The 12680-nt window shown below is 61.3% G+C and carries 11 protein-coding genes and 1 riboswitch; of the genes, 6 read left to right on the forward strand and 5 right to left on the reverse strand.

Translation table 11 applies throughout. The features are described from left to right. The first annotated feature begins 6 nt into the window (after positions 1-6). From ACP7BS_RS01435 to ACP7BS_RS01460, 6 genes are all read left to right on the forward strand, one after another. A complete protein-coding gene (locus ACP7BS_RS01435) occupies positions 7-1545 on the forward strand; it encodes an aromatic amino acid lyase (RefSeq protein ID WP_426235530.1) in 1539 nt (512 codons plus the stop codon). A gap of 11 nt (positions 1546-1556) precedes the next feature. Beyond that, a complete protein-coding gene (locus tag ACP7BS_RS01440) occupies positions 1557-2936 on the forward strand; it encodes a dihydroorotase (RefSeq protein WP_426235532.1) in 1380 nt (459 codons plus the stop codon). Then, a complete protein-coding gene (locus tag ACP7BS_RS01445; protein ID WP_426235534.1) occupies positions 2936-4204 on the forward strand; it encodes a Zn-dependent hydrolase in 1269 nt (422 codons plus the stop codon). Before ACP7BS_RS01440 ends, ACP7BS_RS01445 begins: the two co-directional genes overlap by 1 nt. After that, positions 4204-5301 (forward strand): DUF917 domain-containing protein, encoded by a 1098-nt coding sequence (locus ACP7BS_RS01450; RefSeq protein ID WP_426235536.1) that lies wholly within the window; start codon positions 4204-4206, stop codon positions 5299-5301. The genes ACP7BS_RS01445 and ACP7BS_RS01450 overlap by 1 nt, the downstream gene beginning before the upstream one ends. Positions 5302-5451: 150 nt before the next feature. Beyond that, a complete protein-coding gene (locus tag ACP7BS_RS01455; protein ID WP_426235538.1) occupies positions 5452-7113 on the forward strand; it encodes a urocanate hydratase in 1662 nt (553 codons plus the stop codon). Between the two features lie 196 nt (positions 7114-7309). After that, entirely contained in the window at positions 7310-7693 is a 384-nt protein-coding gene (locus tag ACP7BS_RS01460) for a hypothetical protein (RefSeq protein ID WP_426235539.1), read from the forward strand. 41 nt (positions 7694-7734) lie between these two features. Here the strand turns inward: ACP7BS_RS01460 and ACP7BS_RS01465 are convergent, their stop codons facing one another. The 5 genes from ACP7BS_RS01465 to ACP7BS_RS01485 form a co-directional block, all read right to left on the reverse strand. Further along, on the reverse strand, positions 7735-8208 hold the full coding sequence (locus tag ACP7BS_RS01465) for a 6,7-dimethyl-8-ribityllumazine synthase (RefSeq protein WP_426236448.1): 474 nt from the start codon (positions 8206-8208) through the stop codon (positions 7735-7737). 94 nt (positions 8209-8302) lie between these two features. Then, positions 8303-8467, reverse strand: a riboswitch (FMN riboswitch). A gap of 122 nt (positions 8468-8589) precedes the next feature. Continuing rightward, complete coding sequence (locus ACP7BS_RS01470) at positions 8590-9654, reverse strand: ABC transporter ATP-binding protein (RefSeq protein ID WP_426235541.1); 1065 nt, start codon at positions 9652-9654, stop codon at positions 8590-8592. A 14-nt stretch (positions 9655-9668) separates the two neighbouring features. Continuing rightward, complete coding sequence (locus ACP7BS_RS01475) at positions 9669-10457, reverse strand: ABC transporter permease (protein ID WP_426227577.1); 789 nt, start codon at positions 10455-10457, stop codon at positions 9669-9671. After that, positions 10454-11326 (reverse strand): ABC transporter permease, encoded by an 873-nt coding sequence (locus tag ACP7BS_RS01480; protein WP_113316066.1) that lies wholly within the window; start codon positions 11324-11326, stop codon positions 10454-10456. The genes ACP7BS_RS01475 and ACP7BS_RS01480 overlap by 4 nt, the downstream gene beginning before the upstream one ends. Positions 11327-11398: 72 nt before the next feature. Further along, positions 11399-12502, reverse strand: coding sequence for an ABC transporter substrate-binding protein (locus ACP7BS_RS01485; RefSeq protein WP_426235544.1), 1104 nt, complete (start codon positions 12500-12502; stop codon positions 11399-11401). Between the last annotated feature and the right edge of the window lie 178 nt (positions 12503-12680).

A 12680-nucleotide genomic window follows, 5' to 3' on the forward strand; every position in this document is an offset into this window, starting at 1 on the left:
CAAAGCATGCATGCATCCATGAAAACCATCCTTCTCAACGGCAATCCGCTGGATTTCTCCGCATTGGAGAAAATCGGCTCCGGCCTGTTCGTGCCCGTTGTCGCCAATCAGTCGTTCGACAGGGTGGAGGCCGCGCACAAAGTTATCGCTGATCGTATCGCCATGGGCCTGCCGGTCTATGGCGCCAATACCGGCGTCGGCTCGATGAAGGATCGGCTGTGGACGGTAGATGATCTCGTGGAGTTCAACACGGCACTGGTCAAGGCGCATCATTTCGGCACCGGTCCGCTGTTTTCCAAGGCCATCGTGCGCAAGGCCATCGCCATCCGCATCAATACGGCACTCGGCGGCCATACCGGCTGCAGCGTCGATCTGGTCAAGGCGTTCCTTGCACTACTGGAACGTGGCGTCGTTCCCGCCGTTCATCGCCACGGCTCGATCGGTTGCGCCGATATCGGCCTGATGGGGCAGGTTGCCTCGGTACTGTCCGGCACTGGCGAGGCCTTCTTCGAGGGCGAGCTGCTGGATGCGGGCGAAGCCTTGCACCGCGCCGGACTCCAACCCTTCGTCATGCTGCCCCGCGATGCGCTGGCTGCGCTGAGCGTCAACGCGACAGCCTTTGCGGCCGCCGCCGATGTGCTGCGCGAAGCCGCCTCGGCCGTGCGCGTGCTGATGACCACTGGGCTGATGTCGTCGCTGGCGCTTGGGGCCTCGGCCGATCCGTGGCGCGTGGCGGCGACATTGGGGACGCGCGGCGAAGCGCTGGTGGGTTCATGGCTTTATGGGCAGTCCGATTGTGTCGACTGGCCGTTGCCGACGGCGATCCATGATCCGCTCAGCCTGCGCATGACCGCCCAGGTTTTTGGTGCTGCCGTCGATACGCTGCTGGTTGCTGCCGAACGGCTGGTCGATGCGACCTATCTGTCCGACGACAATCCGGTGGTGCTCGGCGGACAGGTGCATGCGTCCGGGGCCTCGCTGCCTCTGACGACGACGCTCTATATCGAGACGGCGCAGATCGCCTTTTCGCATGTGGCACGCAACGTGCTCAACCGTTGCATTCTCCTGTCCAATGGCGTCCGGCGAAACCTGCCGATCAACCTGGTCGCACCCGGCGAGGTCGCCAGCGGCCTTGGCCCGGTGATGAAGCTGGTGGTCGAGCTTTATATGCGCGTCCAGTCGCTGGCAGTTCCCCTGTCGGCGCAATCGATCGTCGTTGCCGGCGGATTGGAAGAAGAGGCGACCTTCCTGCCCTTGATCGTCGAGCGCATGGAAACGCAGGTGCGCGACCTCCGGCAGATGGCGGCGATCGAGGCCATGCTGTCGGCACAGGCTGTCGATCTCCTGGGCGATATGCCACAGGGCGTAACCCAGATTGCCTATGACCGGGTGAGGGCCGTTAGCCCGATCTATCTCAGGGACCGGCCGCTCTCCAAAGAGATTGAACTTCTGCACCATGAATTTGCCTGCGGGCGTCTGCTTGAGGCGATCGTGGCGGCGGCGCCGATGCCCGAATTCGACGATTTCTTCGCGCTCGGACAGTAAGGGAGACAAACATGTCTGACTTCGATCTGGTTCTGAAAGGCACCGTGGTTCTTGCCGATCGTGTCGTCGAAGGCGGATTTGTCGCCGTGCGCGATGGCAAAGTCGCGTTCGTCGGGCAGGGCGCCATGCCGGGAGCGCGCGAGCGCCACGATCTCGGCAGCGCGCTGATCCTGCCCGGCGCCATCGATGCGCAGGTGCATTCGCTCTCGCAGAAGGACCAGGAGGATTTCATCTGGTCGACGCGCTCGGCGGCAGCAGGCGGCGTCACCACCATCGTCGATATGCCTTATGACGAAGGCGATCTGGTCTGCTCGGCCGATGCAGTAAAGCGCAAGATCGATCATGCCGGAAAACAGGCACGTATCGATTTCGCGCTCTACGGCACGATCGACCCGGAGGAAGGCCCGGCGCGGATCGGCGAAATGGTCGAGGCCGGCGTTGCTGCGTTCAAGTTCTCGACGTTCGGTACGGATCCGAAACGGTTTCCCCGCATTCCGGCCGGTCTGCTGGAGGATTGTTTTGCGGCGATAGCGCCGACCGGGCTGACGGCCGGTGTGCACAACGAGGACGACGAGGCGGTGCGGGCCGCGATCGGCAAGGTCAAGGCGGCTGGTATCACCGACTATCGCGCACACGGGCTGTCGCGTCCGCCGCTGACGGAACTGCTTGCCACCAACCAGATCTATGAAACGGGGGCCGCGACAGGCTGCCCGGCCCATGTCGTGCATTGCTCGGTCGGGCGCGGTTACGATATTGCCAGCGCCTATCGCGCACAGGGTTTTCGCGCCACGATCGAATGCTGCATCCATTATCTGGTTCTCGATGAGGAGAACGACGTGAAGCGGCTGGGCGGCAAGGCGAAGATCAATCCGCCGATCCGGCCGCGCGCCGAGGTGGAAAAGCTCTGGCGTCATGTGGCCGACGGCAAGGTGACGATGGTTTCGACCGATCACGTCAGCTGGTCGGAAAACCGCAAGACCAATCCGGATATGCTGGCCAATGCCTCGGGTGTACCGGGGCTGGAAGTGATGATCCCGTTGTTCGTCAAGGGCCTGCTTGAGCGTGGCATCCCGTTGACGCGGGCCGCCGAACTGATGTCACTCAATCCCGCCCGCCATTTCCGGCTGGATCATCAGAAGGGCGCGCTTGAGGTGGGCAAGGATGCGGATATCACCGTTCTCACACCGGAACCCTACAGCTACGATGCGGCGGCAAGCGGCAACAATGTCGTCGGCTGGTCGCCTTACAATGGCATTCGCCTGCCTTGGCGAGTGGCTGCGACCTATAATCGGGGCGCACAGGTTTTCGACGGCAAGACGGTGCTGGCAGCGCCGGGCTCCGGCCAGTTCGTCCGGCCGCTCGCCAGTCTGCCGCTGCGCGAGGGCATCTGATGGCTGCAGTCGAAACCAATCTTCCCGTCAATGCCGGCCGGATCGCCGATATCATCAAGGGCCTTGCCCGCATCACCGAGCCGGACAAGCCTTATACGCGCCGTGCTTTCACGCCGCTGTTTCTGGATGGCCGCGCCTTTCTCGAACAGCGCTTCAAGGCGGCCGGACTGGAAACCCGGATCGATGCCTCCGGAAACCTGATCGGCCGCCGCAAAGGTCGCAAGTCGGCGCTCGGGACGATCATGCTCGGTTCGCATTCCGATACGGTGCCGGAAGGCGGACGTTTCGATGGCATCGCGGGGGTGGCAGCGGCGCTGGAAGTGGCGCAGGCGCTTGGTGATGCCGGTATCCGGCTCGATCACGATCTGGAGATTGTCGATTTTCTCGCCGAGGAAGTCTCGATCTTCGGCGTCTCCTGCATCGGCAGCCGTGGTTTGGCGGGATTGATCCCGGATGGCTGGCTCAGCCGGACGCAAGGGGAACTCACTCTGCGGCAAGGCATGATCGATGCCGGCGGCGACCCGTCGCGGCTCGCCAGACAGAAGCGGTCGGATATCAAGGCCTTTCTGGAACTGCATATCGAGCAGGGGCCGGTGCTTGAATCAGAGCGTTGCGATATCGGCATCGTCACGGCGATCTCAGGCATTACCCGCATCGAAATCTTGTTTGATGGACAGGCGGATCACGCAGGCACCACGCCGATGGGCCACAGGCGCGATGCGCTTGTGGCGGCTGCGCGGATGGTCGGCGACGTCGAACGGCTTGGTCTCGAGTTTTCGAAGGGCGAAGGGCATTTCACCGCAACCGTTGGCGAGTTCTCGGTCGAGCCGAATGCCGCCAATGTCGTTCCGTCCCGCGCCCGCATCCTGATCGATGCAAGGGCGGAGCTGCGGCCTGATATGGAACGGTTCATTGCCGAGATCGATCAGATCGCCGTCGATATCCAGCGCGAGACCGGCGTCTCGATCGCTTCGCCAAAGCTGATTTCGGACAATTTTCCAACGCCTGCCGATCCGCTTGTCATGGCCAATCTCGAACAGGCCTGTGACCGTGTTGGGGCAAAGCGCCGCCGCATGGCGTCCGGTGCCGGACACGACACCGCCTGGATGGCCCGGATTTCAAAGTCGGCGATGATCTTCATCGCCTGCCGCGAGGGCCGCTCGCACACGCCGGACGAATGGGCTGAAAACGACGATGTGGCGCTTGGCACGGCGGTTTTGTTTGAAGCCGTGCGCAAGCTCGATAGCGATTTACAGGGAGAGCAATGATGGGCCGGATACTCACGGAAAAGGATGTAGAAGCGGCCGTCAAGGGCGGATCGGTCTATGCGGCCGGCGGTGGCGGCTGGGCCGATCATGGCCGCATGCTGGGCTACGCTGCCGTGTCGATCGGCAAGCCGGAGCTGGTCTCCATTGATGAACTCGACGCCGATGACTGGGTGGCAACGGCCGCTGCCATCGGTGCGCCAGCCTCGACGACGGCCTGGGAGATGCGGGGCGTCGATTACGTCAAGGCGGTCGAACTGCTGCAGGAGGCGCTTGGCGAAAAGGTTGCGGCGCTGATGGTCGGGCAGAACGGCAAGTCCTCGACGCTGAACGGCTGGCTGCCATCGGCCATCCTCGACACCAAGGTTCTCGATGCCGTCGGCGACATGCGGGCACATCCGACCGGCGACATGGGGTCAATCGGCATGGCGGGTTCGCCCGAGCAAATGATTCAGACCGCAGTCGGCGGCAGTCGCGACGAGAACCGCTATATCGAGCTTGTCGTGCGCGGCGCGACTGCCAAGGTTTCGCCGATCCTGCGCACCGCATCCGACATGTCCGGCGGCTTCATAGCCTCGTGCCGCAATCCGCTGCGCGCGTCCTATGTCCGCAAGAATGCAGCCCTCGGCGGTATTTCACTGGCCCTGACTCTGGGTGAGGCAATCATCGCGGCGGAAGGCAAGGGGGGCAGCGCCATCATCGATACCATCGCCAAGACCACCAATGGCACGATCCTTGCCGAAGGTGTCATCACCGACAAGTCGGTCATCTACACCAAGGAAGCCTTCGACATCGGCACCGTGACGCTCGGCAAGGGCGATGACTCGACGGTACTCCACGTCATGAATGAATACATGGCCGTCGAGAATGCCGGCGGCACGCGGCTTGCGACCTTCCCGGACGTCATCACCACGTTATCGCCGGAGGGCGAGCCGCTGAGTGTCGGTCAGTTGCAGGTTGGCATGAAAATCTTCGTTCTACATGTGCCGAAGACCGTCATTCCGCTGGCCTCCAGCGTGCTTGATCCAACCGTCTATCCTTCGGTAGAAAAGGCCATGGGGATCGAGCTGGCGAAGTATGCACTTTCACCCTCCCCTTGAGGGGGAGGGTCGGCGCGTAGCGCCGGGGTGGGGTGATTTTTTGCTCACCTAACGATCACCCCACCCGCGCGTTCCGCGCGACCTCCCCCTCAAGGGGAGGTGGGAGACTGCCGCAACGGCTCGTGCAACGAAGCGATCAAGGACAACACCATGCCCAAACCAAACCCCCGTCACCCCAACTTCCCCATCCCCGGTGGCCCGGAGCTGCGTGCCAAGGGGTGGCGGCAGGAGGCTTTGCTGCGGCTTCTGGAGAATGTGCTGTCGGTCGGCGAGGATCCGGACAATCTGATCGTCTATGCGGCGCTCGGCAAGGCGGCGCGCAACTGGGCGTCGCACAGGGCGATCGTCAGGACGCTTCTGGAGATGGATGAGGATCAGACGCTGGTCATCCAGTCGGGCAAGCCGGTGGGCCTGCTCAAGACCCATGCCAAGGCGCCGCTGGTGATCATGGCCAATTGCAACATCGTCGGCCAGTGGGCGAAGGCCGAGGTGTTCTACGAGCTGGAAAAGCAGGGGCTGATCTGCTGGGGTGGGCTGACTGCCGGCGCCTGGCAATATATCGGCAGCCAGGGGGTCATTCAGGGCACCTATGAAATCTTCATGCGCATTGCCGAAAACCGGTTCGGTGGCGATCTGGCCGGGCGATTCATTCTGACTGCGGGCTTGGGCGGCATGGGTGGTGCGCAGCCGCTGGCCGGCCGGATGGCGGGCGCGGCGATCTTGTGCATCGATATCGATCCCGTCCGTGCGGAGAAGCGCAAGGCAATCGGCTATCTCGAACATGTGGCGCCCGATCTCGACACGGCGCTGGCGATGATCGATCAGGCGGTCAAGGAAAAGCGCGCTACCTCAATCGGCCTTGTCGGCAATGCGGCTGCGCTTTATCCGGAAATCGCCAAGCGCGGCATCGTGCCGGATATCGTCACCGATCAGACCTCGGCGCATGATCTCGTCTATGGCTATGTACCGAAGGGCATGAGCCTTGACGAGGTCAAGCGGCTGCGTGTCGACGGGAAGGGGCAACTGATGGCCGCCAGCCGTGCTTCGATAGTCGATCATGTCAGGGCGATGCTGGAATTCCAGGCGAAGGGTGCGGAAGTTTTCGACAATGGCAACCTGATCCGCACCCAGGCGCGCGAGGGCGGCGTGACCAATGCCTTCGATATCCGCATCTTTACCGAGGCCTATCTGCGGCCGCTGTTTGCCCGCGCCATCGGCCCCTTCCGCTGGATGGCGCTGTCGGGTGAGGAGAGCGATATCGCCCGCATCGACGACCTGTTGCTGGAGATGTTCCCGGACAACAAGATCGTCACCAACTGGATCCGCCTTGCGCGCGAAAACGTGCCGTTCGAAGGACTGCCCGCCCGCATTGCCTGGCTCGGTCATGGCGAGCGGACGCAGCTTGCGGTGGCTGTCAATGCACTGGTCGCATCCGGAGAGCTCAAGGGGCCGATTGCCTTTTCGCGCGATCATCTCGACGCGGGTGCCATGGCGCATCCGAACATCATGACCGAGCGGATGAAGGACGGCTCCGACGCCATAGCCGACTGGCCATTGCTCGATGCGATGCTGCTCTGCTCGTCGATGGCCGACCTTGTCGTCGTCCATTCCGGCGGCGGCGGTTATGCCGGCTATATGACCAGCTGCGGCGTGACTGTGATTGCCGATGGAACGGAAGCGGGCGCAGAACGGCTCAGCCACGCGCTGACCAACGACACGTCGCTCGGCGTCATCCGCTATGCCGATGCGGGCTATGAGGAATCGGTGGACGAGATCGGCAAGAAGGGAATCGGGTACATCGCGCTCGACTAACGGTGATCGCGCCGTTGCCGCCTTTTGCGCCGGAGACCAGCGCCGTCTTCCTGATGGCCGGCAAGCGAGCCCTTGCGGATTTATATATTTAGTTTCGCTAAAATAAACTCTTGTACTCTGCCCTCCACGTGTCATCCTGTTCCCGGCCTGAAAGGCGGAGGGGACGGGCTGGCTTGAGGCTGCGAGGGAGGTTGCCGTGAAAGCGACACTGGGGGGATGCATCGCGCTTGCTCTGGTTTTCTCGAGCGTGCCGCCGAGTTCGCCTGGCGACGAACTCTCCCCTGGAAAAATCATCTCCGAGGACGACGCGCGGATTATCAGCGGGCGGCTTTACTCGGCCATCCTGGTGAAAGCCTGCCGGAACGGATGGCGATATCCCCTCAGCCGTGTGAAAAGCGGCTTCAAGCGCCATTTCACCGAATTCAAATTGCAGCTTGTCAATAATGGTTACATCGTCGTTCCCGGCGGCGCGGTCAGGGACGGCCACAGGGAATATCAGGCATCGACGGCCATTGCCGATGACCGCGTTGCGCGCCGGTTTGGGTGTGACCGGCAATATTGGCTGGATGATCGCCGATAGTGAGAAGGGCAGGTCAAGCTGCCCTTCCACAGCGCTTGGTATCAGGCGTTGACCAACGCCAACTGCGCGCGTGCAGCCAGAATCTGCGAGCAGGCATTGGCCGCTTCCACGCCCTTGAAGACGAAATGGTCGGTAAAGAATCGGATATGCTGTTCGGATTCTTGGAAGTGATGCGGGGTGAGGACGGTCGACAGTACCGGCACACCGGTGTCGAGCTGGACGCGCATGATGCCGTCGAGCACCGTTTCGGCAACGAAATCGTGGCGGTAGATGCCGCCATCGACGACGAAGGCGGAGCCGATGATCGCCGAGAAGCGGCCGGTTCTGGCCAGCGTCTGGGCATGCAGCGGAATTTCAAGCGCGCCGGGGACGTCGAAGATTTCGACATCGGATGCGTTGCCGCCAAGCTTCTGCCAGTGGGCAACAAAGGAATTGACGCATTGATCGACGATATCGGCGTGCCAGCGCGCGCGGATGATGGCGATTTTCTGGGTCGGGTGGGAAGCGATTGTCATGTCGGTCTGGCCTTTCAAGGTTGCCATTTTTCAATGATCCCCTTGGGCGAACACGCAGCCGCAGCGACCCCTTTTGACAGGTGCCACTTGGTCTGCTTGCTCTCTTTCATCCGGACTTTAACCGTCGGCTCCGGAATTCAACCGGATCTGCTGACCTTCCTACCTGGATGCGTGCATCCGGGTAGGAAGCGCTCGCGGGCTCCGGGAATTGCTTCCCGTTACCGCCGGTGGGGAGTTTCACCCCGCCCTGAGAACGTGCAGCGTCAACTATAAGGATCGGCAGGCGGGCGTCAAATGCGCTGAGCGACGCGTACAACGACAAAGGCGACAGGTTTTTCCTGAAAATCCATCGCCTGAAACATATTTTTTCGGGTATTGCGCTTACTCGCGGATGATCAGCAGGTCGCTTGCGGTGAACCGCAATGTGGCGATCTCGCCGACAGCCGGCGGCATCAGGCCTGGCGCGTTGAACATGTCGAAGGAAATGACGGCGTCGCCGACCTTCATGCGGGTGCGGATGACGGAGCCGAGGAAGTTCGAGGAGACGACTGCGCCGGTGAGCGCGGTATCGCCCTTGGCGCCTTCGGCGATCGAGCCCGCCTCCGGGCGCAGTGCCAGCGAAACCTTGTCGCCAGCCTTGGCAATCGCGCCGAGCGGCTCGCGCAGCGTGATCTCCTGGTCACCGATGATGATCCGGTTGGTGGCGGGATCGACGACCTTGGCTTCGATCAGGTTCAGCGTTCCAACGAAGGAGGCAACGAAGCGTGTGGCCGGTTTGTTATAGATGTCGAACGGCGTGCCGATTTGGTCGGCGCGTCCACCGTTCATCACGACGATGCGGTCGGAGATCGACAGCGCTTCTTCCTGGTCATGGGTGACGAAAACCGTGGTGATGCCGAGCTTCTGCTGGATCGCCCGGATTTCTTCGCGCAGCGACACGCGGATCTTGGCGTCGAGCGCTGACAGCGGCTCGTCGAGCAACAGGACCTGCGGCTTGGGTGCCAAGGCGCGGGCAAGCGCCACACGCTGCTGCTGGCCGCCGGACATCTGGTAGGGATAGCGGTCGGCCAGATGGTCGAGATGGATGAGGCCCAGCATTTCCTTGACGCGGGCATCGACAGCCGATTTTTCCATGCCGGCAATTTTCAGGCCGAAGGCGACATTGTCGTGCACGGTCATGTTCGGAAACAAAGCATAGGCCTGGAAGACCATGCCGATATTGCGTTGGTTCGGTTTCAGCTCATTCTGGTTGCGGCCGTTGATGACGACCGTTCCGGCCGACGGCGTCTCGAAGCCGGCGATCATGCGCAGGATTGTCGTCTTGCCACAGCCTGACGGTCCGAGAAAGGAGACGAATTCTCCCTTTTCGATGGTCATGTCGAAATCCTTGACCACCTGTACGGGGCCAAAGCTCTTCTGAATGCCGGCGAGTTCGAGAAAGGACATGGACGATCAATACCTCAGGGCTTGGAAGGAGCCGATTTGCTGAAACGGGAAACGAGCTGCAGAAGAACCATGCACCCCCAGGTGATGGCGAACGCGATGACGGCGAGTGCCGGCGGCTCATAGGCGCGGTTGGCGCCGATCAGCTGCAGGTAGGGACCGAAGGCCGGGCGGTTGAGCAGCGACGGCATTGTGAACTCGCCGATGACGATGGCAAAGGTGATGAAGGCGCCGGAGAGAACGCCGCTCATGACATTGGGGAGAATGCATTTGAACATGATGGTCGGCCAGGAGGCGCCAAGGCTTTGTGCCGCTTCCGTCAAGGTGCCGACGTCGATGGTGCGCATCGCGGTATCGACCGAGCGGTACATGTAGGGCAGCGACAGCGTCATGAAGGAGAACATCAAAAGCGCATCGGTGCCGCGCGTCGAGCCGGTGAACGGAATGAACGAGGACGAATTGTAGATCCGCAGATAGCCGAAGACGATGACGATGGCCGGAATGACCAGCGGCATCAGGGTGATGAACTCGACCACCGGCCGCATCTGCGGCAGGCGCAGGCGAACCCAGTAGGCAGTCGGCACGACCAGAAGTACCCCGAAGACGATCGTCAGGATTGCCATCACGATCGAGTAGCTGAAGGATTCGCGGAACTGGACGTCCGAAAAGACCGAGCGATAGGCATCGAAGGAATATTCGCCGCGACGCATGCGCAGCGAGAATTCGAACGTGGCGATCAGCGGCACGACGAAATAGGATGCACCGAAGAAAATCGCGAGCCAGGCGCCGATTTTTTGTGTCTTCATTTCTGCCACCGTTCGGCGCGCATGCGCAGCCAGATGTAGATGAGGTTTGAAATGCCGGTGATGACGATCATGCCGAGCGCCAGGGCATAACCGAGATTGGGATTGTGCAGAACGTCGCCGCGGATCTGGGCATAGAGCTGGATCGGCACGATGTTGAAGGTGGAGCCGGTCAGCGAATAGGCCGTCGCAATCGCGCCGAAAGCATTGGCGAACAGGAGCAGCGTCGTGCCGAGGATGCTCGGGAACAGGATCGGCAGGGCGACCTTGGTCCAGTATTGCGTGTTGGTCGCGCCAAGAATTTCGGCAGCTTCGCGCCATTCCTTTTTCAGACCGTCAAGCGCCGGCGTGATGATCAGCACCATCAGCGGGATCTGGAAATACATGTAGGTCAGCGTCAGGCCGATGAAGCTCAACAGATTGAAGCCGGAAGCATAGAGATTGATGCCGAACCAGTCGCGCAGCAGCATGGTGACGAGACCGGTGCGGCCAAGCGTTGCCAGAAAGGCGAAGGCGAGCGGCACGCCGGCAAAATTGGATGCGACGCCGGAAAAGGTCAGAAGCGATGAACGGATCCAGGAGGGCAGGCCGCCGAGCACCACGGCCCAGGCGAGCCAAAAGCCGATCAGGGCACCGCCGATCGAGGAGGCCAGGCTGATTTTAATGGAGATCCAGTAGGAAGCGAGAATCTTGTCGGTGAAGAGCCCGCCAATGTTCTCGAAGGTGAATTCGCCCGCCGGATTGAGGAAGGCGCCGGTGACGAGATAGAGCGTCGGGGCGATCAGGAACATCACCGCAAACAGCAGAAACGGTGTGATCCCGAGCCAGTCGATGGCCGTCTTCTTCAAATCAATGGCCCTGTTGGCGCTCATCCGGAAACCGTGTTTTGAAAATTGAAAAATAGCCTTCCCGCAGGGTCGCGGGAAGGCCTTGTTGCGACAGTCTTACTGTACGTTGGCGCCAACGACCGTATCCCAGCCCTTGGTGATGACGTCCTTGTAGGCTTCCTGTTCGGCGAGCGTCGGGAACACGGCCTTTTCATAGGCAGCGGCCGGCGGCAGCTTGTCGAGCAGCTCCTTCGGGATCTTGTTGTTCTTGGCAAGATCATTGAAGCGGATCGGATGGCAATAGCCCTTCAGCCAGCCGAGCTGACCTTCGTCGGAATAGAGGTATTCCATCCACAGCTTTGCAGCGTTCGGATGCGGAGCGTAGGCCGAAATTGCCTGGACGTAGACGCCGGCAACAACGCCCGTAGCCGGGATGACGACGTCGACCGGCGGGTTTCCGGCCAGCGTGTCACGGTCGGACAGCGCATTGTAGTCCCAACGCAGGATGATCGGGGTCGTGCCCTGGGCGAGCGGAGCCGACTTGCCGATGACCGGAACGAAATTGCCCTTGGCATTCAATTCCTTGAAGAAGGCAAGGCCAGCTTCGCCGGACTTGGCAACGTCACCACCGGCGCCCGAAAGGCCAGCTGCGAAAACGCCCGAAATCGCCTGGTTGGCAGTGCGCGGATCACCGGCAAGAGCCACCATGTTGGCATATTCCGGCTTCAACAGGTCGGCCCAATCCTTCGGGCTTTCCTTGACGAGGTCCTTGTTCACTTCGAAGGCCATGACGCCGTAATAGTCGCCGTACCAGTAGCCGTCAGCGTCCTTGGCCGTGTCCGGGATCGAATCCCAGGTTTCGACCTTATACGGCTGGATCAGGCCTTCGGCCTTGGCGGAGGGGCCGAAAGAGAGGCCGACGTCGATCACGTCAGGAGCCTGGTCGCCCTTGTTGTCCTTGTTGGCCTTGATGGCTTCGATTTCGTCGCCCGAGCCGGCGTCCGGGTTGAGTTCGTTGACGGTCAGGCCGTACTTGGCCTTGAAGCCTTCGATGACGCCGCCGTAGCCGCACCAGTCGTGGGGCAGGGCGATGGTCGTCAGGGTGCCTTCTGCCTTGGCAGCGGCGATCAGTTCGGCGCTCGGTTCGGCAGCGGCGATGGCGGTCGATGCCATGACCATGGCGGTCGAAAGCGAAAGCAGGCGGCGCATGTGTGAAATCACTGGTCTTCTCCTTGTGGTTATATCAGTCAACTTCGATGAAGCTGATACTGGGGTCCTATGAAGCTTATGTGACAGGTGTTGTCTCCTTTGCGACCAGAGGTTCGCAGGCGGAACACCTTCATTTCATTTTCAAAATTTACATCCGTCCGGGTGCTGGCGTTTTGTATTGCATTCCAAA

This window comes from Pararhizobium sp. DWP1-1-3 (genome assembly GCF_049896125.1).
Taxonomy (GTDB): Bacteria; Pseudomonadota; Alphaproteobacteria; order Rhizobiales; family Rhizobiaceae; genus Pararhizobium.

What these genes read in the sequence shown, in the direction of transcription:
- ACP7BS_RS01465 (WP_426236448.1), bottom strand. Translation starts at nt 8,208, where the DNA reads ATGACAATCGCTTCCCACCCGACCCAGAAAATCGCCATCATCCGCGCG.
- ACP7BS_RS01455 (WP_426235538.1), top strand. Translation starts at nt 5,452, where the DNA reads ATGCCCAAACCAAACCCCCGTCACCCCAACTTCCCCATCCCCGGTGGC.
- ACP7BS_RS01480 (WP_113316066.1), bottom strand. Translation starts at nt 11,326, where the DNA reads ATGAGCGCCAACAGGGCCATTGATTTGAAGAAGACGGCCATCGACTGG.
- ACP7BS_RS01475 (WP_426227577.1), bottom strand. Translation starts at nt 10,457, where the DNA reads ATGAAGACACAAAAAATCGGCGCCTGGCTCGCGATTTTCTTCGGTGCA.
- ACP7BS_RS01445 (WP_426235534.1), top strand. Translation starts at nt 2,936, where the DNA reads ATGGCTGCAGTCGAAACCAATCTTCCCGTCAATGCCGGCCGGATCGCC.
- ACP7BS_RS01435 (WP_426235530.1), top strand. Translation starts at nt 7, where the DNA reads ATGCATGCATCCATGAAAACCATCCTTCTCAACGGCAATCCGCTGGAT.
- ACP7BS_RS01470 (WP_426235541.1), bottom strand. Translation starts at nt 9,654, where the DNA reads ATGTCCTTTCTCGAACTCGCCGGCATTCAGAAGAGCTTTGGCCCCGTA.
- ACP7BS_RS01440 (WP_426235532.1), top strand. Translation starts at nt 1,557, where the DNA reads ATGTCTGACTTCGATCTGGTTCTGAAAGGCACCGTGGTTCTTGCCGAT.
- ACP7BS_RS01450 (WP_426235536.1), top strand. Translation starts at nt 4,204, where the DNA reads ATGGGCCGGATACTCACGGAAAAGGATGTAGAAGCGGCCGTCAAGGGC.